The 19815-nt window shown below is 51.0% G+C and carries 22 protein-coding genes and 1 pseudogene; 12 read left to right on the top strand and 11 right to left on the bottom strand.

Translation table 11 applies throughout. From position 1 onward, the window contains the following. Positions 1–36: 36 nt before the first annotated feature. The 4 genes from GN208_RS07890 (at position 37) to GN208_RS07875 (ending at position 3250) form a co-directional block, all read left to right on the top strand. Positions 37–879 (top strand): 23S rRNA (adenine(2030)-N(6))-methyltransferase RlmJ, encoded by an 843-nt coding sequence (locus GN208_RS07890; RefSeq protein WP_004236535.1) that lies wholly within the window; start codon positions 37–39, stop codon positions 877–879. 69 nt (positions 880–948) lie between these two features. Next, positions 949–2301 (top strand): glutathione-disulfide reductase, encoded by a 1353-nt coding sequence (gene gorA / locus GN208_RS07885; RefSeq protein ID WP_004236534.1) that lies wholly within the window; start codon positions 949–951, stop codon positions 2299–2301. 131 nt (positions 2302–2432) lie between these two features. After that, a complete protein-coding gene (locus tag GN208_RS07880) occupies positions 2433–2741 on the top strand; it encodes a DUF1778 domain-containing protein (protein WP_004236533.1) in 309 nt (102 codons plus the stop codon). Positions 2742–2743: 2 nt separating this feature from the next. After that, on the top strand, positions 2744–3250 hold the full coding sequence (locus GN208_RS07875) for a GNAT family N-acetyltransferase (protein ID WP_015422406.1): 507 nt from the start codon (positions 2744–2746) through the stop codon (positions 3248–3250). A 113-nt stretch (positions 3251–3363) separates the two neighbouring features. On the opposite strand, the gene GN208_RS07870 is transcribed toward GN208_RS07875, so the two are convergent. The 5 genes and pseudogenes from GN208_RS07870 to mobA form a co-directional block, all read right to left on the bottom strand. Further along, positions 3364–3504, bottom strand: coding sequence for a hypothetical protein (locus GN208_RS07870; protein WP_004236531.1), 141 nt, complete (start codon positions 3502–3504; stop codon positions 3364–3366). Next, entirely contained in the window at positions 3501–4022 is a 522-nt protein-coding gene (gene idi, locus GN208_RS07865) for an isopentenyl-diphosphate Delta-isomerase (RefSeq protein WP_015422407.1), read from the bottom strand. Before idi ends, GN208_RS07870 begins: the two co-directional genes overlap by 4 nt. Before the next feature lie 127 nt (positions 4023–4149). Next, on the bottom strand, positions 4150–4452 hold the full coding sequence (locus tag GN208_RS07860) for an HdeA/HdeB family chaperone (RefSeq protein WP_004236529.1): 303 nt from the start codon (positions 4450–4452) through the stop codon (positions 4150–4152). 209 nt (positions 4453–4661) lie between these two features. Next, positions 4662–5180, bottom strand: a complete 519-nt coding sequence (mobB, locus tag GN208_RS07855; RefSeq protein ID WP_225806429.1) for a molybdopterin-guanine dinucleotide biosynthesis protein MobB — start codon at positions 5178–5180, stop codon at positions 4662–4664. Between the two features lie 36 nt (positions 5181–5216). Then, positions 5217–5753, bottom strand: a pseudogene (gene mobA / locus GN208_RS07850) (molybdenum cofactor guanylyltransferase MobA); the annotation flags it as partial. A 226-nt stretch (positions 5754–5979) separates the two neighbouring features. On the opposite strand from mobA, the gene GN208_RS07845 reads away from it, so the two are divergent. The 4 genes from GN208_RS07845 (at position 5980) to polA (ending at position 11024) form a co-directional block, all read left to right on the top strand. Further along, positions 5980–6249, top strand: coding sequence for a YihD family protein (locus GN208_RS07845; RefSeq protein ID WP_004240741.1), 270 nt, complete (start codon positions 5980–5982; stop codon positions 6247–6249). Then, positions 6249–7244 carry a serine/threonine protein kinase gene (locus GN208_RS07840; RefSeq protein ID WP_004236526.1) on the top strand — a complete coding sequence of 332 codons (996 nt, stop codon included), beginning with the start codon at positions 6249–6251 and terminating at the stop codon, positions 7242–7244. The genes GN208_RS07845 and GN208_RS07840 overlap by 1 nt, the downstream gene beginning before the upstream one ends. An 18-nt stretch (positions 7245–7262) precedes the next feature. Then, positions 7263–7886, top strand: coding sequence for a thiol:disulfide interchange protein DsbA (dsbA, locus tag GN208_RS07835; protein ID WP_004236525.1), 624 nt, complete (start codon positions 7263–7265; stop codon positions 7884–7886). Between the two features lie 345 nt (positions 7887–8231). After that, on the top strand, positions 8232–11024 hold the full coding sequence (polA, locus tag GN208_RS07830; protein WP_004236524.1) for a DNA polymerase I: 2793 nt from the start codon (positions 8232–8234) through the stop codon (positions 11022–11024). A gap of 255 nt (positions 11025–11279) precedes the next feature. On the opposite strand, the gene def is transcribed toward polA, so the two are convergent. Both def and yihA read right to left on the bottom strand, forming a co-directional pair. Continuing rightward, the gene (gene def / locus GN208_RS07825; protein WP_004236523.1) at positions 11280–11792 is read right to left on the bottom strand and encodes a peptide deformylase; all 513 of its coding nucleotides are present in this window, start codon (positions 11790–11792) and stop codon (positions 11280–11282) included. A gap of 448 nt (positions 11793–12240) precedes the next feature. Continuing rightward, a complete protein-coding gene (gene yihA, locus GN208_RS07820) occupies positions 12241–12864 on the bottom strand; it encodes a ribosome biogenesis GTP-binding protein YihA/YsxC (RefSeq protein ID WP_004236522.1) in 624 nt (207 codons plus the stop codon). 556 nt (positions 12865–13420) lie between these two features. Here yihA and ppiA point away from each other — a divergent pair. The 3 genes from ppiA (at position 13421) to GN208_RS07805 (ending at position 16162) form a co-directional block, all read left to right on the top strand. After that, positions 13421–13987 carry a peptidylprolyl isomerase A gene (gene ppiA, locus GN208_RS07815; RefSeq protein ID WP_004236521.1) on the top strand — a complete coding sequence of 189 codons (567 nt, stop codon included), beginning with the start codon at positions 13421–13423 and terminating at the stop codon, positions 13985–13987. A 266-nt stretch (positions 13988–14253) separates the two neighbouring features. After that, entirely contained in the window at positions 14254–14829 is a 576-nt protein-coding gene (locus GN208_RS07810) for an aminodeoxychorismate synthase component II (protein WP_004236520.1), read from the top strand. Positions 14830–14941: 112 nt separating this feature from the next. Next, positions 14942–16162, top strand: a complete 1221-nt coding sequence (locus GN208_RS07805) for an aspartate aminotransferase family protein (RefSeq protein ID WP_004236518.1) — start codon at positions 14942–14944, stop codon at positions 16160–16162. A gap of 67 nt (positions 16163–16229) precedes the next feature. Here the strand turns inward: GN208_RS07805 and crp are convergent, their stop codons facing one another. Then, positions 16230–16862, bottom strand: a complete 633-nt coding sequence (gene crp / locus GN208_RS07800) for a cAMP-activated global transcriptional regulator CRP (RefSeq protein WP_010848517.1) — start codon at positions 16860–16862, stop codon at positions 16230–16232. Between the two features lie 303 nt (positions 16863–17165). Between crp and GN208_RS07795 the strand changes: the two genes are divergently transcribed. After that, complete coding sequence (locus GN208_RS07795; protein WP_015422409.1) at positions 17166–17573, top strand: OsmC family protein; 408 nt, start codon at positions 17166–17168, stop codon at positions 17571–17573. 63 nt (positions 17574–17636) lie between these two features. Here GN208_RS07795 and GN208_RS07790 read toward each other — a convergent pair whose 3' ends face one another. Genes GN208_RS07790 through GN208_RS07780 form a run of 3 tightly spaced genes read right to left on the bottom strand, consistent with a single transcriptional unit; the run spans position 17637 to position 19735 of the window. Then, positions 17637–18512 carry a phosphoribulokinase gene (locus tag GN208_RS07790; RefSeq protein ID WP_004236515.1) on the bottom strand — a complete coding sequence of 292 codons (876 nt, stop codon included), beginning with the start codon at positions 18510–18512 and terminating at the stop codon, positions 17637–17639. A 21-nt stretch (positions 18513–18533) separates the two neighbouring features. Beyond that, entirely contained in the window at positions 18534–18752 is a 219-nt protein-coding gene (locus GN208_RS07785; protein WP_004236514.1) for a YheU family protein, read from the bottom strand. Then, positions 18749–19735 carry a hydrolase gene (locus tag GN208_RS07780; protein ID WP_015422410.1) on the bottom strand — a complete coding sequence of 329 codons (987 nt, stop codon included), beginning with the start codon at positions 19733–19735 and terminating at the stop codon, positions 18749–18751. Before GN208_RS07780 ends, GN208_RS07785 begins: the two co-directional genes overlap by 4 nt. Between the last annotated feature and the right edge of the window lie 80 nt (positions 19736–19815).

Here is a 19815-nt window from a genome sequence, read left to right as displayed (position 1 = left end):
CCGGGTGGTGCACACCCGACCATCTGAGGCCCTTGTATGCTTAGTTACCGCCACAGCTTTCACGCCGGCAACCATGCGGATGTGTTAAAACACACCGTCCAGAGTCTGATCATTGAATCATTAAAAGAGAAAGACAAACCCTTTTTGTATCTGGATACGCACGCCGGTGCCGGGCGTTATCAGCTCAGTGGTGAGCATGCGGAGCGTACCGGGGAGTACCTGGAAGGGATCGCCCGTATCTGGGCGCAGGAATCGGTACCGGAAGAACTGAAAACGTATCTTGAAGCTGTCAGTGCACTGAATCCGCGTGGTGACCTGCGTTTTTATCCGGGTTCGCCGCTGATCGCCGCACATTTGCTGCGTGATCACGACAAATTAAATATCAGCGAACTGCATCCGTCTGATTTCCCGCTGCTGCGTAATGAATTCAGCCGTGATAACCGTGCCCGTGTGGTGCGGGAAGATGGCTATCAGCAGCTGAAATCGCAGTTACCGCCGTTATCCCGGCGCGGATTTGTGCTGATTGACCCGCCGTATGAACTGAAAAGTGATTATCAGGCTGTGGTGAAAGGGATTCAGGAAGGTCACCGCCGCTTTGCGACCGGGACTTATGCGGTCTGGTATCCGGTGGTGCTGCGCCAGCAGATCAAACGGATGGTAAAAGATTTCCAGGCAACCGGGATCCGCAAAATTCTGCAAATCGAGCTGGCAGTGCGCCCTGACAGTGATCAGCGCGGCATGACCGCATCCGGCATGATTGTGATTAACCCGCCGTGGAAGCTGGAATCACAGATGAAATCCGTGCTGCCGTGGCTGCATAAAGTGCTGGTACCGGAAGGCACAGGGCATACACTGGTTGAATGGATCACACCGGAATAATTCGTTTCCGCTGCGGGCATGACGGCAGCGGGTGTTTATGTATTGACTGATAAATGGAACGAGCCAACTATGAGCAAACATTACGATTATATTGCAATCGGCGGCGGCAGTGCCGGTATTGCGTCTGTAAACCGGGCAGCAATGTACGGGCAGAAATGTGCCCTGATTGAAGCAAAAGCGCTCGGCGGCACGTGTGTTAACGTCGGTTGTGTCCCGAAAAAAGTGATGTGGTACGGCGCGCAGATTGCGGAAGCTATCCGCCAGTACGGCCCGGATTACGGGTTTGATACCACCATCAATCATTTCAGCTGGGACAAGCTGCTGGAAAGCCGTTCTGCGTATATTGATCGTATTCACCAGTCTTATGAGCGCGTTCTCGGCAATAACAAAGTGGATGTGATCACCGGTTTTGCCCGTTTTAAAGATGCACACACGGTGGAAGTGAACGGTGAAACGTACACCGCGGATCATATCCTGATCGCCACCGGCGGCCGTCCGGTTCCGCCGTCCATCCCGGGCGCGGAATACGGCATTGATTCTGATGGTTTCTTCGCACTGAAAGCTCTGCCGTCACGTGTGGCGGTGGTCGGTGCCGGGTATATCGCCGTGGAACTGGCCGGGGTGCTGAATGCGCTGGGCAGCGAAACACATCTGTTCGTCCGCAAACATGCGCCGCTGCGTAATTTTGACCCGCTGATCACAGAAACGCTGGTCGAAGTGATGAACACCGAAGGGCCGTCACTGCACACCAACTCTGTACCGAAAGCGGTTGTGAAAAATGCGGACGGCAGCCTGACCCTGCAACTGGAAAACGGCCACGAGCAGACTGTGGATTGCCTGATCTGGGCTATCGGCCGTGAACCGGCAACAGACAATATCAATCTGGATGTGACCGGCGTGAAACTCAACGATCGCGGTTATATTCAGGTGGATAAATACCAGAACACCTCAGTTCCTGGTGTGTATGCGGTGGGGGATAACACCGGTGCTGTCGAACTGACGCCGGTTGCGGTTGCCGCAGGCCGCCGTCTCTCTGAGCGCCTGTTTAACAACAAGCCGGACGAGCACCTGGATTACACCAATATCCCTACCGTTGTCTTCAGCCATCCGGCTATCGGCACCGTGGGTCTGACCGAGCCACAGGCAATTGAGCAGTACGGCGCGGATAATGTGAAATGTTACAAATCCTCTTTCACCGCCATGTATACCGCTGTCACCAGCCACCGCCAGCCATGCAAAATGAAACTGGTGTGTGCGGGTAAAGACGAAAAAATCGTCGGTATCCACGGCATCGGCTACGGCATGGACGAAATCCTGCAGGGCTTTGCGGTTGCACTGAAAATGGGCGCCACCAAGAAAGATTTCGATAACACCGTGGCAATCCACCCGACAGCAGCGGAAGAATTTGTGACAATGCGCTGATGGCACATTAATTGATACTGATGTCTGCAAAGCAGGCCGTGACGATGTCCGGCCTGCTTTATTTTACGTAATGACAATGACACTACACCGTACTATGTTTAAAAGGATGTAACATTATTCCGGAGGAGGATATGACAAAACACACAGATGAGCAGCATCCTGTGTCCGGCGTGAATATCACCCGTTCAACACTGAATTTACGCATCAAACCGGAAGATAAAATTCTGATTGATCGCGCAGCGCATGCTGCCGGTAAAAACAGAACCGAGTTCGTACTGGAAGCTGCGCGGCGTGCCGCCGAAGAAACACTGGCAGATTTACGGGTTATTGATGTCAGTACCGATGTCTATCAGCAGTTTATTACCAGACTGGATATGGCACCACAGTCCGGTGAGGCGCTGAAGAAGACCATGCTGACGAAGGCGCCGTGGGAGAAGTAATATTGAACTTAACGGCACCGGAACCCTTGCAGCAGCATCATGATTTTACCGTTTTTCAGTCAGGTGAGGAGTCCCTTAACCATTGGCTGAAAACCCGCGCATTGCAAAATCAGCAATCCGGAGCCTCACGGACATTTGTCGTCTGCCACCATAACCGGATAATGGCCTATTATGCATTATCGACAGGCGTTATTACCTGTTCACAGGCGGCGGGTCGTTTCAGACGTAATATGCCCCCGGAAATTCCGGTTATCCTGCCGGGACGTCTTGCTGTTGACGAAAGCGTAAAAGGCAGAGGGATCGGACGGGGTCTGATAAAAGATGCCGCACTGCGGGTCTTGCAGGCGGCCGGGATTGTGGGTATCCGCGGTATTGTTGTCCGTGCTCTGTCTGATAATGCCAGACGTTTTTATGAGCATACCGGTTTTATGCCGTCACCGGCTGACCCGATGCTGCTGATGATTACATTACGGGATCTGCAGCTGGCAACCGGCATCTATTCTGAATAGCTGACGGTCACCCGAACTTCTTCGACATCCCCTCTGATGCCGGGCCGACAGATTTCCGGCCGGGCTTTTCATAGAAACCGGGTTTATCCGCGACCATCGGGATATAGGAACCTTCAAGTGTGGCGGATGTAAGATAGCCCCCGATGCAGCCCGATCTCAGCCGCTTTCAGTGATTTTGCCGACAATCCGGCTTTAATGCGCAGCGCGCAGTACTCCTGTGCGGAAGGCGCACGTTCTTCAGTAATCAGTGTCATGACGTTGTTATCTGTAACAGCGGGAATTTTTTTGCAATGACCTTAAACCATTCGGCAAATTGCTGCGGATGGTCACGCATCTCTTGTTTCAGGTCAGTGAGTGATATCCAGCGCACGGCAGCGACCTCCTGCGGATTCAGGGAAAACGGGCCGTTATAGTGGCCGGTAAACAGGTGATCATATTCATGTTCAGTCAGGGACGGCGGAACATCCGCACGATAAATGATATGTCCGGCAGGCCGCAGAGGACAGGTGATCCCCAGCTCTTCCTGCAGACGGCGCTGTGTCGCCTGTTCCAGCGATTCACCACGGCGGGGATGACTGCAGCAGCTGTTGGCCCACAATCCGCCGGAGTGGTATTTGCTGAGTGCGCGCTGCTGGATCAGCAGCTCACCCGCATCATTAAACAGGAATACAGAAAACGCACGGTGCAGTAATCCGAGCTGATGAACGCGGAGTTTTTCGTCATACCCGAGGGTATTATCATGTTCATCGACCAGAATCAGTTCGTCACTCATTATATCTTTTATCCGGTAAAGCGGCTGAAAGATATACTGTAGCAAATATGCAGCGGAAAGTTTGCCGGAATAGTGGCATAAAAACGCCGGAATATATCTCCGGCGTTTCATTATTTATTTTCAGAGATTATTTATTGCGGGCAGCCAGGTAATCCTGAAGGGTGCCTTCCGGGAATTTCTTACAGAATTCAACAATTTTTGGTGCTTCTGCAACCCCTTTTTCTGACAGTGCCACAAAGTCACCGCCCGGGTATTGTGTGTCTTTGCTGATCACCCACAGGGCAACCGGCGCCCAGCTTTGCGGGTTCAGATTAACGAATTCTTTGCAGGTCATTTTATCGGGTACCTGAATATCAGCAGGTTCAGCGAGAGCCACTGAGGAAAATGCACTTGCAGCAACCAGACACGCGGTGACGAAATACTTTTTCATGATAAATAAACCTCGTTTTTTGTTTCAGGAAATACAACAAATACGTTTTCAGGATAGATCAAATAACGTCATATTCAATATTTCTCTATTTTTAAAGAGGAAATAATAATATTAAATGGTTTTTTCAGGATAAAAAGTATGAGCATGCAGATGAGACTCATATCGGGCCGGGTAACATGATTTTATGTCAGGCCCGATATGAGTGACGATTACGGATGGTGTTCCAGCCAGCTGACAATAAAGTCACGGATGGCAGTGATATTGTTGATATCCAGCTGCGGTACAGTAACATCCAGCCGTGGCTTATCTGACGCAAACGCAATAACAAACTCATCCAGCAGTGTCTGATACGGACGGTCAGTCACATCGCGGAACAGGGCGATTTTCGGTACGGATTCCCCCTTGAACCCTTCCACCAGGATAAGATCCAGCTCCCGTGTATCAAAGCGGGCGGCCAGCTGCATCAGATCAGGCTCCGCGCCACCCGGGGTTTCGGTCATCAGTGCAAACCGCTCCTGACTGACCACCAGAGTCTGATAAGCACCAGCTTTACGCAGCTCGTAGCTGTCTTTCCCCGGGGTGTCCACATCCATATCGTGATGCGTGTGTTTGACCAGGCCGATGCGCAGCCCGCTTTCCCGTAACTGCGGGATCAGCTTTTTCAGCAGTGTGGTTTTACCGGTGCCGCTGTAGGCAGTGACGGCCAGCAGTGGTGCCGGGTGCGGCAACCGGTGCTGTTTTTCCCATTCCCGGCACTCGGCAAGGGTATTGAGATTAATAAAATCACCGGGATTGGCATCAAATGTGACGGCTTTGGCGCCGATTTTATCCATAAACAGCAGAAGTTTGCGATCGCCGCCGGTGAGGTATTCTGTCAGCGGCGTGATCAGCGAGCGGTGACACAGCGCAAAGGCCGGATGCGCCCGCTGGTGATCACAGGCATAAGCGCACAGGGCATCACCTTTCTGCTGCCAGAGTTTTTCTGCCAGATCCGCCGGGAACTGCGGCACATCACAGGGTACGAACAGCACCCAGTCGTGCAGGGCATTTTCAAGACCGGCGAGCATCCCGGCAAGCGGGCCCGGAAAATCCGGTAATGTATCGGCGACCACCCGCAGGCCGGTGGCGTGATAATCCTGCGTATTGCGGTTGGCATTGATAAAAATATCGTCTGTCTGCGGGGCGAGCAGTTTTACACTGTGCTGATAAAGCGGGATCCCGCCCAGTAATACCAGACCTTTGTCCTGTCCCTGCATCCGGGTGGCCCGGCCGCCGGCAAGAATACAGCCGCTGAGTTGCATCATCATTTTCAGTTTCTCTGACAATCTCTGATAAATATTCTGAACTTATCTTAACAAGGATTCCGGTATAGTGAGCGCGAATATCAATGCAATGGTCGTTATAATCACGGATAATACGCCGCAGTTATTACAGCCTGCCAATATTTACGCATCCTGACAGTCCTGTTCTTTCCGGAGCGGCGGATAATTGGTAATGTGTTACGATCTTGCTTATAAGGAATTTATTATGAAATGTCATCGTCTTAATGAGGTTATCGAACTTCTGCACCCTGTCTGGCAGCAACATTCTGATCTGAACCTGATGCAGATGTTACAGAAACTGGCTGACGAAGCCGGGTTTGAGGGTGAATTATCTGACCTGACCGATGATATTCTTATTTATCACCTGAAAATGCGCGGCTCTGAGGCAACAGACGCCATTCCGGGTCTGAAAAAAGATTACGAAGAAGATTTTAAAACCGCCCTGTTACGTGCACGCGGCATCATCAAAGAGTAATGCAGACGATTACCCCGCCGGTTTTCACTTTTCAGGATTTCCGGCCTGACCGCCTGATCGACAGCCTGAGCCGTTACGGTATCTGGCTTGATTCCGGTTTGACGGAACTGAACAGCTATGAAAACCGCGTATATCAGTTTACGGATGAAAACCGTACCCGCTATGTGGTGAAATTCTATCGTCCGGCCCGCTGGAATGAGGCGCAGATCCGTGAGGAGCACGACCTGACCCTGACACTGGCTCAGGCCGGGCTGCCGGTCGCGGCACCGCTGGCCTTTGACGGCGACACGCTGCTGTCACAGGACGGTTATCTGTTCGCGCTGTTTCCGTCGGTCGGCGGACGGGCGTATGAGACGGATAATCTTGATCAGCTGGAAAGCACCGGGCGGCTGCTCGGACGGCTGCATCAGATAAGCCGGGAACGCTGTTTTGAGCACCGGCCGGCGATCGGACTGCAGGAATATCTGCTGACACCGCGTGAAATCCTCGCGCAGTGCCCGCTGATCCCGCAGGCGCGTCGTGACAGCTTTATCGCGACACTGGATACCCTGATCCGTGAGACATCCGCCCGCTGGCACGACGACTGGCACGCCATTCGCCTGCACGGGGATTGTCATCCGGGTAATATTTTATGGCGTGATGAACCGTGGCTGGTGGATTTCGATGATGCCCGCAACGGTCCGGCAGTGCAGGATCTGTGGATGCTGCTCAGCGGGGATACGGATTCGCGCCGTTATCAGCTGGATATTCTGCTCGATGCCTATCAGGAGTTTTGTGACTTCGATACGCGGGAGCTGGCACTGATTGAACCGCTGCGCGCCATGCGCATGGTTCATTTTTTATCCTGGGTGGCACGCCGCTGGCAGGATCCCGCTTTTCCCCGGGCATTTCCGTGGATGGCGGAAGGTGATTTCTGGTCACAGCAGCAATCACTGATGACTGAACAGACAGCCGTACTGGCGGAGCCTCCGCTGACGCGCTTTCTGCCTTATTGATTTTCAGGAGAGATAAAGATGAAGAAACTTTGGTTAGCGCTGATTGGATTTGCGATGTCATTCAGTGTCTTTGCAAACCCGGTATCGGGAAAAGAGTACACCGAACTGAGCACACCGGTAACAAATCAGCCTGACGTGGTGGAGTTTTTCTCCTTCTACTGCCCGCACTGCTACCAGTTTGAAGAAAACTTCAAAGTACCGGAATCCATCAGCAAAAACCTGCCGGAAGGGGCGAAACATGAACGTTATCATGTTGATTTCCTCGGCGGTCCGATGGGGCCTGAACTGACCAAAGCCTGGTCTGTGGCAATGGCGATGGGTGTTGAGGACAAAGTGACTCCGCTCCTGTTCGAAGGCATTCAGAAAACCGGCACAATTAAAACGCCTGCTGATGTCCGTGACGCCTTTATCAAAGCTGGTGTGACCGGCGAGGATTATGATTCCGCCGCGAACAGTATCTTTGTGAAATCCCTGATTGCCAAGCAGCAGAAAGCGGCTGCGGATTACAAATTACGCGGTGTGCCGGCAGTCTTTGTCAAAGGTAAATACCAGATCAACAACGCCGGTCTGGAAGTCAAAGATGTGAATGAATACGGTAAAGCGTTCTCTGATACGGTCAATTATCTGATCAAACAGAACTGATCACAGCATCTGTATCTCCGGGAAGCAATGGCGGTAACGCCATTGCTTTTTTACTATCCACATTAATCAAGTGATTACAACGGCAGATTATCTTGCGGCATTCGTTTATAACCTATTGATTTTTTTGAACGAGATTCAGGCATATCGCGCTGCAGACAGTGATTTACATAGGGTTCATAAATTTACCCACAAAGTTATCCACAGCTTGTTATTTTTTATTTCCAGGGCAAACCCGTCCTGTTCTGAGTGCGGGAAGATTAACGGCTGAGGCCGATAATAGTCGTCTGACGCCGCAGTCTGTGGCATGCTACCCGCAAGAATCCATTTAATACTGTGAAGGCAATTATGGCTCAGATTGCAGACAACCCTTTGATTTTAGTCGATGGTTCATCGTACCTCTATCGTGCTTACCACGCATTCCCTCCGCTGACTAACAGCGCCGGACAACCGACCGGTGCCATGTACGGCGTGCTGAATATGCTGCGCAGCCTGATAATGCAGTATGAACCCAGCCATGTTGCCGTCGTATTTGATGCTAAAGGTAAAACATTCCGTGATGAATTGTTTGAAGCCTATAAATCACACCGCCCGCCGATGCCGGATGATCTGCGTGAGCAGATAGCGCCGCTGCATGACATGGTCGTCGCGATGGGGATGCCGCTGTTATCTGTTTCCGGCGTGGAAGCGGATGATGTTATCGGGACACTGGCGAAGCAGGCGGCGGCAGAAGGCCGCGCCGTGCTGATCAGTACCGGTGATAAAGATATGGCGCAGCTGGTGACCCCGGATATCACCCTGATCAATACCATGAACAATACCATTCTCGGGCCGGAAGAGGTGGAAACCAAATACGGTGTTCCGCCGTCACTGATTATTGATTATCTGGCGCTGATGGGCGACTCCTCCGATAACATCCCGGGCGTGCCGGGCGTCGGCGAGAAGACCGCTCAGGCCTTATTACAGGGGCTGGGCAGCCTGGATGATATTTATGCAGACCTGGATAAAATTGCCGGACTGAGCTTCCGTGGTGCCAAAACCCTCGCACCGAAGATGGAAACCAATAAAGAGATGGCATATCTCTCTTACACTCTGGCGACCATCAAAACCGATGTGGAACTCGATTGCACCTGGGATTCCCTGGTACTGACGGAACCGGACTTAGATAAGCTGCATGCATTATTCACGCAGTATGAATTTAAACGCTGGATAAGTGATCTGGAAAACGGCGGCTGGCTGGCGAAGAAAAGTACTCGCAGCGCGTCGTCAAAGGCAGCGGTAACCACCGCAGTACAGACCCCGGCTGCACCGGCGGTCACGCCGGACATCAGCAGCGAAAACTATGAAACTATTCTTGATGAAGAGGCGCTGAACCGTTGGGCTCAAATCCTGCGTGAAGCCGGTGAGTTTGCGTTTGATACCGAAACCGACAGTCTGGATAATCTCTCCGCGCGTCTGGTCGGGATGTCATTTGCGGCGAAAGCAGGCCATGCGGCGTATGTGCCGATTGGTCATGATTATCTGGATGCGCCGGATCAGTTGCTGACTGAGCAGGTGCTGCGGGTGATGAAACCGATTCTGGAAGATGAAAAAATACGGAAAATCGGTCAGAACCTGAAATTTGATCGTGGGATTATGGAAAATTACGGTGTGGAACTGCGCGGAATCGCCTTCGATACCATGCTGGAATCCTATGTGCTCAACAGTGTCGCCGGGCGTCATGATATGGACAGCCTGGCCGACCGTCATCTGAATTACAAAACCACCACCTTTGAAGATATCGCCGGGAAAGGCAAAAAGCAGCTGACGTTTAATCAGATCCCGCTGGAAGAAGCCGCCAATTATGCGGCGGAAGATGCGGATATCACACTGCTGCTGCATCAGGCGCTGTATCCGCAGCTGGAAGCTGAAAAATCGCTGCTGCACGTCTATCAGGATATCGAAATGCCGCTGGTGCCGGTGCTTTCCCGTATGGAACGAACCGGTGTTCTGATTGACGCCAATGTGCTGGCGGCACAGTCAGCGGAGCTGACCGCCCGTCTGGATGAGCTGGAAAAACAGGCGTTTGCGATTGCCGGGGAAGAGTTCAACCTCTCTTCACCGAAGCAGCTGCAAACCATTCTGTTTGAAAAACTGAATCTGCCGGTGGTGAAGAAAACTCCGGGCGGTGCACCGTCAACCAATGAGGAAGTGCTGGAAGAGCTGGCGGATAACCATGAACTGCCGCGAGTGATCCTCGAACACCGCAGCCTGTCCAAACTGAAAACCACCTATACCGATAAACTGCCGCTGATGGTGGATCCGAAAACCCGCCGTGTGCATACCTCGTATCACCAGGCAGTGACCGCGACCGGCCGTCTTTCTTCCCGTGACCCGAACCTGCAGAATATTCCGGTCAGAACCGATGAAGGCCGCCGTATCCGTCAGGCATTTATTGCCCGTGACGGCTACTGCATTATGGCCGCGGACTATTCTCAGATTGAACTGCGCATCATGGCGCATCTGTCACAGGACAAAGGGCTGCTGAAAGCCTTTGCCGAAGGCAAGGATATCCACCGCGCCACCGCCGCCGAAGTGTTTGGTGTGCCGCTGGACGAAGTGACGGCGGATCAGCGCCGCAGCGCGAAGGCGATCAACTTCGGCCTGATTTACGGCATGAGTGCATTTGGTCTTGCCCGTCAGCTGGGGATCCCGCGCGGCGAAGCGCAGCGCTATATGGATCTCTATTTTGAGCGCTATCCGGGCGTGCTGGAGTATATGGCCCGAACCCGTGAACATGCGGCAGAAAAAGGCTATGTGGAAACACTTGAAGGCCGCCGTCTCTGGCTGCCGGAAATTAATTCCCGTAATGGTATGCGACGCAAGGCGGCTGAGCGCGAGGCGATCAACGCCCCGATGCAGGGCACCGCAGCAGATATCATCAAAAAAGCGATGATTGCCGTGGATGACTGGCTGCAAAAAGAGAACATCGATGCGCTGATGATTATGCAGGTGCACGATGAACTGGTGTTTGAAGTACGAAAAGAACAACAGGCTGAGATGGCAGAGAAGATCCGCGGGCTGATGGAAGCCGCGATGAAACTTGATGTGCCGTTAAAAGTAGAAGCGGGGGTTGGAGCCAACTGGGACGAAGCCCACTAAGGCGTCATCCTTCGGCCTGCAGCGGTGTTCGCTGCGCGTCACGAACCGGGTCACATACTGATGTATGCTCCCCGGTTCCTTCTGCTTGCTGCCTTGCTGCAAACCGAATGATTTAGCCTTAGCATCCGGTATCACATTGCCCGTACTCAGAGATCCGGGTCACATACTGGTGTATGCTCCCCGGATTTCTTCCTTTGCCGCCTTGCCACAAATTGAAATCTATAGCGTAAAGGTATTGGCCCCGGAGCGGGTCTGTCAGGCGTTTTCTTCCCGCATTTTCAGGGTTTTCTTCACTTTTTTCTCAATGCGCTGGCGCTTCAGTGGCGAGAGATGATCGATAAATAACTTGCCGTTGAGATGGTCGATTTCATGCTGAAGGCAGCCCGCCTGTAATCCTTCCGCCTCAAGGGTATATTCTGCACCGTTTATATCCTGATAACGGACAGTAACAGCGGAGTAGCGTTGTGTCTCCGTATAACTCTCCGGCAGGGACAGACAGCCGTCCATCATCATCATTTCGCCGTCGCACTGAATAAATTCCGGATTAATCAGCGCCATCGGCTGATCGCGGTTTTCAGAGACATCCACGATAATCACACGCTTACAGACACCCACCTGCGGCGCGGCAAGGCCGATGCCCCGTTCGGCATACATGGTTTCTGTCATATCCGTGACAAATGTTTTCAGTTCGTCATCAAAAACCGTGACGGGTTGGGCCGTTTCCCGCAGGCAGGGATCAGGAAAATGCCGTAATGTCAGTAATGCCATAGCTAACTCACTAATATAAATAAAAATTATGGGGAGACGTACTCCCGGATGCGCTCAGACTATCATAACAGTATGGTGTGAAAACGGCATCATTTGTGCTGTTTTGTTGCTATTTTGTGCGGACAGCCCCGGACTACCTATAGATCCAGATCGCATAAATATGTAATTAAAGTACATTTGGAAGGAATTTGACGGTTTTATGACAAGCTGAATCGTGCGCAATCTGAAAAAAAATTACAAAAAAGGTTTTTTTGTCGGCAAATTTGCGGTAAAGTTATTCGCGTAGGGTACAGAGGTAAGATGTTCTATCTTTCAGACCTTTTACTTCACGTAATCGGATTTAGCTGAATATTAGCTGCTCCGGTCAGACAATGTCTGACCGGAGCATTTTTTTTGCATAAAAAAACCCGCTGTCGCGGGCTTCTTCATGAGCGGATATTTCAGAGGATCACTCTGCGTCGCTTTCGCTGAACCAGGTGTCCAGTTTCAGACGTAATTTATCAATGCCGATTTTTTTCAGGGCGGAGAAATATTCCACCTGAATATCGCCGGTTTCACTCAGATCAGTCAGTGCATCACGCACCGCCATCAGCTGCTTTTTACGTGCGCCGCTGGCCAGTTTGTCGGCTTTGGTCAGCAGTGCCAGAACCGGTACCTGCATAGCCACAGCCCATTCAATCATCTGCATATCCAGGTCTTTGAGCGGATGGCGGATATCCATCAGCACCACCAGACCGCGCAGACAGTCGCGCTTTTGCAGATATTCACCCAGCGCTGCCTGCCATTTGCGTTTCATCGCTTCCGGTACTTCGGCGTAACCGTAGCCCGGCAGGTCAACCACACGGCAGCCCTCAGTGACTTCAAACAGGTTAATAAGCTGGGTGCGTCCCGGGGTTTTACTGGTCCGCGCCAGGCTTTTTTGTTGTGTCAGTGCATTCAGTGCACTCGATTTTCCGGCATTGGAGCGACCGGCAAACGCCACCTCGATCCCCGTATCTTCCGGTAAATGGCGGATATCCGGTGCGCTGATGACAAAATGGGTCGCTTGGTAGTTGTGCGTTTTAATGGTCAAAATCTGTTCTCCTCAGGTCGAAACCGGGATGATTATAGCCTAATGCCTGTTGTTTAAGAACTGTGGCAGACAGATTACTGTGTCTGTTTATTCTCAGAGCGGAAAAAAGTAATAACAATAATCGGGCTGTGTGTGGTAACCGATATAATCCGGAAAAAACAAAGTCTTCCCGGTGGAAAAAACACGGATATTTACGCGCAAAAAGATAAAAAAACAGAGCGGTTTATTATCGGTTATACAGGCAGGTGTTATTTTTTATTTGGCATAAGTTGAATTTTTCATCAAAAAATGAAATTTACGCATAAAAATCAATATGATATTTATATTTACGCGTTAAATGCAATAAAAGCATCAGCAGAATGAACGGTTCCGTCTTATTTTACTAAATTACGGGCTGTGCGCAGAATATCATCAGTACAAATACGTGAAAAATTCTTATATTAATTAGTTATCCCGGCAGTAAAGGTAAATTAAAGTAAATCTGTGGCGCTCAGCGCCATTGCCCATTAAAATCGGTAAGATTAGTGTCAGTTTATTTCGTTGAAAGGAATTGGGAATGTTAAAACGTGTTTTAGTTACATTTGTGGCAGCCTGTACCCTCAGTGCAACGTCGCTGGCGTTCGCGGCGGAGCAGACGCATGTTAAATTTACCACCACCGCAGGCGATTTTGAAATTGCGCTGGATAATGAAAAAGCGCCGCAGACTGTGGAAAATTTCAAACAGTATGTCACCGATAAATTCTATGACGATACAACATTCCACCGTGTCATCCCGGGCTTTATGGTGCAGGGCGGCGGCTTTACGGCGGATATGAACCAGAAACAGACCCGCCCGCCGGTAAAAAATGAAGCGGATAACGGCCTGCGTAACCTGCGCGGCACCATTGCGATGGCGCGTACCGCAGATAAAGACAGTGCAACCAGCCAGTTCTTTATTAACGTAGCGGATAATGCATTCCTCGACCACGGCCAGCGTGATTTCGGCTATGCTGTGTTTGGTAAAGTCGTGAACGGCATGGAAGTTGTCGATAAAATCTCAAAAGTGAAGACAGAAAACATCGGTCCGTACCAGAACGTGCCATCGACACCGATCAAAATTATTTCTGCAACTATCGTAAAATAAACCGTATTTTCGTGCAGACTAAGGGGAATATTTCCGGATATTCCCCGTAAGCATGTCAAACTCCCTGATAGTCTGAATAAGACGATATCTGCCTCTGCGGCACCATGCCGCATTCGGGCTATTTTCTCTGTCCGGCTGTGGTATTATAGCCCGCTTCATGAAACTGTCTGTGCAATCCCCCGGGGTTGCAGGGTATTGTCAACGTGTGCCTGATACAGCAGTTTGAAAATAAAAAAGATAAATATATCAGTCGGATATAGATAATCATGCTATTAATTATCGATAATTATGACTCATTTACTTATAACCTGTATCAATACTTCTGTGAGTTAGGTGCAGATGTACAGGTTAAACGAAATGATGCCGTCAGCCTCAGTGATATTGAGCAATTATCGCCATCTCACTTGGTGATCTCACCGGGTCCCTGCACGCCGTCAGAAGCCGGTATTTCACTGGATGCGGTCAGCCATTTCGCCGGTGAAATCCCGATCCTCGGGGTGTGTCTCGGGCATCAGGCTATCGGCCAGGCATTCGGCGCGCAGGTGGTGAAGGCGCGTAAAGTGATGCACGGCAAAACCACAGCAATCCATCATAATCAGCAGGGTGTGTTCAAAGGGCTGAACCGTCCGCTGACCGTCACCCGCTATCACTCGCTGGTGATTGCCCCGGAAACATTGCCTGCCTCGTTTGAGGTTACCGCATGGAGTCTGCATGACGGCAATGTGGATGAAATCATGGGGATCCGCCATAAAACCCTGCCGATTGAAGGTGTGCAGTTCCATCCGGAAAGTATTCTCAGTGAACAGGGGCATGAACTCCTGAATAATTTCCTGAAATACTAATCAGTTATCGCTTATTTTATCCCCGGTTCTGTTTTTTCATTCGTTTTGATTTGATTTTTTATTCATATTTGGTGATTATATTTTCACTTGTGGATAGATCAGGTAAGGAACGATGACAAAACAGAATGCGGTTACGCGCGGCACTTATGATGAAGTGATGCTGCCAATTTATGCACCGGCTGATTTTATTCCTGTCAGAGGTCAGGGAAGCCGGGTGTGGGATCAGAACGGCACTGAATATGTTGATTTCGCCGGTGGTATTGCCGTACTGGCGCTGGGCCATTGTCATCCGGCACTGATCGCGGCCCTGAAAGCCCAGAGTGAATCGCTCTGGCATGTCAGCAATATTTTTACTAATGAACCGGCGCTGATACTGGCGCAGAAGCTGATAAAACATACGTTTGCGGAACGGGTTTTCTTTGCCAACTCCGGTGCGGAGGCAAATGAAGCCGCATTCAAACTGGCGCGTCATTATGCACTGACCCGTCATCATCCTTATAAAACCAAAATTATCGCTTTCCATCACGGCTTCCACGGCCGGACACTCTTTACCGTTTCTGTCGGTGGTCAGCCGAAATATGCTGATGGCTTCGGGCCGAAACCGGCAGATATTATTCATGTGCCTTTTAACGACCTTGATGCTGTCAAAGCAGTGATGGATGATCACACCTGTGCCGTGGTGCTGGAACCTGTCCAGGGCGAGGGCGGGATCACAGCTGCCACACCGGCCTTTATGCAGGGCCTGCGTGAATTATGTGATAAACATCAGGCGCTGCTGGTATTTGATGAAGTGCAGAGCGGGATGGGGCGCAGCGGCAAACTGTTTGCCTATATGGATTACGGTATTGAGCCGGATATTCTGACCACGGCCAAAGCGCTGGGCGGCGGTTTCCCGATCAGTGCCATGCTGACAAAACAGGACATTGCACAGGTGATGGTACCCGGTACGCACGGTACAACCTACGGCGGCAACCCGCTGGCCTGTGCGGTCGGTAATGCGGCCTTTGATCTGATCAACGACCCGGCATTGCTGGCGGGAGTGAATGAGCGCCACCAGTGGTTTGCGGATGCACTGCAATCCCTGAACAGTACATTTGGTGCATTTGCGGAGATCCGCGGGAAAGGGCTGCTGATTGGTGCCGAACTGGCGGGTATCTACCGCGATCAGTCAAAAACCCTGCTGGGACTGGCAGCCAAAAACGGTCTGATGCTGCTTAACGCCGGTACCAATGTTCTGCGTTTCACGCCATCGCTGATTATTGAAAAAGCCGATGTGGATGAAGGGATGAAACGACTGGCAAAAACCCTGAGTGATTTTCGGGAAATGCAGTAAACGGCGGGATTCAGAAACAAAAAAACAGGCGCGGATGCGCCTGTTTTGGTGATAAGGACGGTCCGGATTAACGGGTGCCGTATACCACGATAGTTTTACCGTGTGCGGAGATCAGGTTCTGATCTTCCAGCATCTTCAGAATACGACCGACGGTTTCGCGGGAACATCCCACAATCTGGCCGATTTCCTGACGGGTAATTTTGATTTGCATGCCGTCCGGATGAGTCATTGCATCCGGCTGTTTTGCCAGGTTCAGTAATGTCTGGGCGATGCGGCCTGTCACATCAAGGAATGCAAGGTTTCCGACCTTTTCTGATGTGGTTTGCAGGCGGTTTGCCATCTGCGCGGAAAGGCGCATAAGGATATCCGGGTTAACCTGGATAAGCTGGCGGAACTTTTTGTACGAGATTTCTGCAACTTCGCAGGCGCTTTTTGCCCGTACCCACGCTGTACGTTCCTGTCCTTCCTCAAATAATCCGAGTTCACCGATGAAATCACCCTGGTTGAGATAGGATAAAATCATCTCTTTGCCTTCTTCATCTTTGATCAGCACCGCAACAGAACCTTTTACAATATAGTAGAGTGTTTCTGCCTTTTCGCCCTGATGAATAAGCGTGCTTTTGGATGGATATTTGTGGATATGGCAGTGAGACAAAAACCATTCAAGCGTGGGGTCTGTTTGTGGCTTGCCGAGAACCATTCGCGTTATCCTCTGTTGTTAGTTATTGCAAACCGTTGTTTACGCTCTGCAATTATATAAAGTCTTAGCTTATCATATTAACTTGCTGAATTTCCGGCAAGTTAGTTTATTAAAATAGTATAATAATCCTCACGGAAAGATATTGATCTTAGCCATAGATAAATCCTTGCCGTGTTTTTAGCACAGGAAAACTGTCCTGTCTTCCACTGTCTCGCTTCAGCATAATAAACTATGGGATAGATTGCCAGCCCGTGAATGAAAGGGTAGTCTGTCGTGAATTATATTGATGATGAGGGTATAAAAATGGAAGCGCGTGTAAAGTGGGTTGAGAACATGACTTTCTTAGGGGAATCCGCGTCAGGACACCAGATTACAATGGACGGTAATGCCGGTGAAAAAGCCCCGAACCCGATGGAGATGGTACTGATGGCAACCGGTGGCTGCAGCGCCATTGATGTTGTCTCTATTTTGCAAAAAGGCCGTAATCAAGTCATTGATTGTGATGTAAAACTCACCGCTGAACGTCGTGAAACCGCGCCACGTTTATTCACTCATATTAATCTGCATTTTATTGTGACCGGCCGTGACCTGACTGAAAACGTTGTCGGGCGTGCCGTGCAATTATCCGCTGAGAAATATTGCTCTGTTTCATTAATGTTAGGCGAAAGTGTTAACATTACGCATAGTTTTGAAGTAAAGAATATTGAATGATTTTTTGAAATATTATTTTTATTTTTGAAAATAAACCGGGTAATACATTATTACCCGGTTTTTTTATCGCTTGTTTATTTGTTTTCCCTGCAATAATTGCTCTGCCAGCGGTGCCATTATTAATTCCATCGCCAGCCCTAATTTTCCGCCGGGGACGACGATGGTATTTGAGGCGGAAATAAAGGAGCCCTGAAGCATGGATAACAAATAGGGAAAATCGATTTTTTTCAGGCCGCGGAAGCGGATCACGGTAAAGCTTTCATCCTGTGACGGAATGGATTTGGCCGAGAACGGGTTTGAGGTATCCACCGTCGGCACCCGCTGGAAGTTAATGTGGGTGCGGGAAAACTGCGGGGTGATATAGCGGATGTAATCATCCATCGAACGCACGACAGAATCCATTACCGCCTCCCGTGAATGGCCGCGATCATTGGTGTCACGGACTAACTTCTGTATCCACTCCAGATTGACTATCGGTACCACGCCGACCAGCAGATCCACATGTCCGGCAATATCATGTTCCGGCGTGACCACGCCGCCGTGTAATCCCTCATAGAAAAGTACATCCGTCCCGGCAGGAAGTGCCTCGCGGGGGGTGAAGGTGCCGGGCAGCTGATTATAGGGCACGGCTTCATCATAGGTATGCAGGTATTTGCGGCGTTCGCCGCTGCCGCTTTCGCTGTACTGGCGGAATGTGCTTTCGAGCAGGCCAAAATCGTTGGCTTCGGGCCCGAAATAGCTGATGTGGCGGCCCTGCTCGCGGGCCTTGCGGATGGCGGCATCCATTTCCGGCCGCGTGTAACGGTGGAAACTGTCACCTTCAATAATGGCCGGAACCGCATCCAGTTGCTGGAAAATTTTACGGAAAGCCTGACTGGTGGTAGTGGTACCGGCTCCGCTGGAGCCGGTAACGGCGATAATCGGGTGGGTCCGTGACATGCGGCGTTTCCTCCGGCTGAATCAGCCGCGGAATTGTGCCGACGGCATGATGTTGAGTGTTTCGTGTAATTCCGACCAGACAATCACAATGTCGCCGTTTTTGAGTTGCGTGTAAAGATCCGCCACTTTATCACTGAGTGATTTTTCATGTTCGCCGTAGTCGGTGCCTTCGCGCAGCACCACACTTTCCAGGATACTTTCCAGTGTTTCCGGCGCGATATCCTGCCAGGGAATAATCATGGTGTCTCCTTTGCGGCCAGATGCGGCGCGAGCCATTCAGGGATGCGCTCCTCCAGCCATAAACGCGGACGGCGCCAGCTGCCGGACACAAAGCCGACATGGCCGCCGTGTTCGGTCATCTGGTACTCCACACACGGCGGCAGTTGTGACAGATCCGGCACCACTTCCTGTGCCATAAAAGGATCATCTTTGGCGTGGATGATCAGCATCGGCTTACGTACGGCTGGGAGTTTCGGCAGGGCACTGCAGCGGCGGTAGTAATCCGAGGCATCGCGGAAGCCGTGGATCCGTGAGGTGATAATGTCATCAAATTCGCGGATCCGTTTAATCGCGCGGATATGCAGCAGGTTTGTCGGCAGTGAATTCGGGTAGCGCACCAGTTTGCGGGTGGCATTACGTTTCAGCCCTTTCAGCAGATACCACTGATAAAAACGGGAAAAGCCTTTTTCCATTTTGAAAGAGCACGGCTCCAGCATCAGCGGGGCGGAAACCACAATACCTGCATCCACTGCGGCATTCTCACCCTCTTCGGCGAGATAACAGGCCAGCATATTGCCGCCGAGTGAATAACCGACCGCGCCGGTCGGTACTTTCCCGTAGGTATCCTGCAGCCAGTTCAGCAGATAACGGGCATCTTCGGTTTCACCGGAGTGGTAAATCCGTCTGGAGCGGTTCGGCTCGCCGCTGCATCCGCGAAAATGCATAACAACACCCAGCCAGCCCTGACGGGCGGCCGCAGCCAGGATACCGTGCGCATACGGGCTGCGGAAACTGCCTTCCAGCCCGTGAAAGATGACCAGCCGTGGTTTATGGCGTGCGGTATCGGGATCTTCGCTCCATGCAAGATCAATAAAATCATCATCCGGCAGTGTCAGGCGCTGCCAGAATGGTTTTATCGTCGGTTTCCGGCGGAAAATCCGGGGCAGCAACGTTTGCAGGTGCGGGTTGGTTGCCCAGGAAATCGGTTGAAAATGACTAGACATAGTTAGATTCGTAATGAAAAAACATCTCTTGTTTAATGAAAAACATACTGGTAATTTTCCGGGAAGAAAATGACCACGTT

This window comes from Morganella sp. HSTU-ASny43, assembly GCF_022819185.1.
GTDB lineage: Bacteria > Pseudomonadota > Gammaproteobacteria > Enterobacterales > Enterobacteriaceae > Morganella > Morganella morganii.
Note: the sequence above shows the minus strand (reverse complement) of the source record. Positions and strands in the feature narration are given on the sequence as shown.

What these genes read in the sequence shown, in the direction of transcription:
- idi (WP_015422407.1), bottom strand. Translation starts at nt 4,022, where the DNA reads ATGAGTGACGAACTGATTCTGGTCGATGAACATGATAATACCCTCGGG.
- ppiA (WP_004236521.1), top strand. Translation starts at nt 13,421, where the DNA reads ATGTTAAAACGTGTTTTAGTTACATTTGTGGCAGCCTGTACCCTCAGT.
- crp (WP_010848517.1), bottom strand. Translation starts at nt 16,862, where the DNA reads ATGGTTCTCGGCAAGCCACAAACAGACCCCACGCTTGAATGGTTTTTG.
- gorA (WP_004236534.1), top strand. Translation starts at nt 949, where the DNA reads ATGAGCAAACATTACGATTATATTGCAATCGGCGGCGGCAGTGCCGGT.
- polA (WP_004236524.1), top strand. Translation starts at nt 8,232, where the DNA reads ATGGCTCAGATTGCAGACAACCCTTTGATTTTAGTCGATGGTTCATCG.
- GN208_RS07890 (WP_004236535.1), top strand. Translation starts at nt 37, where the DNA reads ATGCTTAGTTACCGCCACAGCTTTCACGCCGGCAACCATGCGGATGTG.
- GN208_RS07805 (WP_004236518.1), top strand. Translation starts at nt 14,942, where the DNA reads ATGACAAAACAGAATGCGGTTACGCGCGGCACTTATGATGAAGTGATG.
- GN208_RS07810 (WP_004236520.1), top strand. Translation starts at nt 14,254, where the DNA reads ATGCTATTAATTATCGATAATTATGACTCATTTACTTATAACCTGTAT.
- GN208_RS07795 (WP_015422409.1), top strand. Translation starts at nt 17,166, where the DNA reads ATGGAAGCGCGTGTAAAGTGGGTTGAGAACATGACTTTCTTAGGGGAA.
- GN208_RS07780 (WP_015422410.1), bottom strand. Translation starts at nt 19,735, where the DNA reads ATGTCTAGTCATTTTCAACCGATTTCCTGGGCAACCAACCCGCACCTG.
- GN208_RS07790 (WP_004236515.1), bottom strand. Translation starts at nt 18,512, where the DNA reads ATGTCACGGACCCACCCGATTATCGCCGTTACCGGCTCCAGCGGAGCC.
- GN208_RS07870 (WP_004236531.1), bottom strand. Translation starts at nt 3,504, where the DNA reads ATGACACTGATTACTGAAGAACGTGCGCCTTCCGCACAGGAGTACTGC.
- GN208_RS07860 (WP_004236529.1), bottom strand. Translation starts at nt 4,452, where the DNA reads ATGAAAAAGTATTTCGTCACCGCGTGTCTGGTTGCTGCAAGTGCATTT.
- GN208_RS07840 (WP_004236526.1), top strand. Translation starts at nt 6,249, where the DNA reads ATGCAGACGATTACCCCGCCGGTTTTCACTTTTCAGGATTTCCGGCCT.
- GN208_RS07845 (WP_004240741.1), top strand. Translation starts at nt 5,980, where the DNA reads ATGAAATGTCATCGTCTTAATGAGGTTATCGAACTTCTGCACCCTGTC.
- dsbA (WP_004236525.1), top strand. Translation starts at nt 7,263, where the DNA reads ATGAAGAAACTTTGGTTAGCGCTGATTGGATTTGCGATGTCATTCAGT.
- GN208_RS07785 (WP_004236514.1), bottom strand. Translation starts at nt 18,752, where the DNA reads ATGATTATTCCCTGGCAGGATATCGCGCCGGAAACACTGGAAAGTATC.
- def (WP_004236523.1), bottom strand. Translation starts at nt 11,792, where the DNA reads ATGGCATTACTGACATTACGGCATTTTCCTGATCCCTGCCTGCGGGAA.
- GN208_RS07880 (WP_004236533.1), top strand. Translation starts at nt 2,433, where the DNA reads ATGACAAAACACACAGATGAGCAGCATCCTGTGTCCGGCGTGAATATC.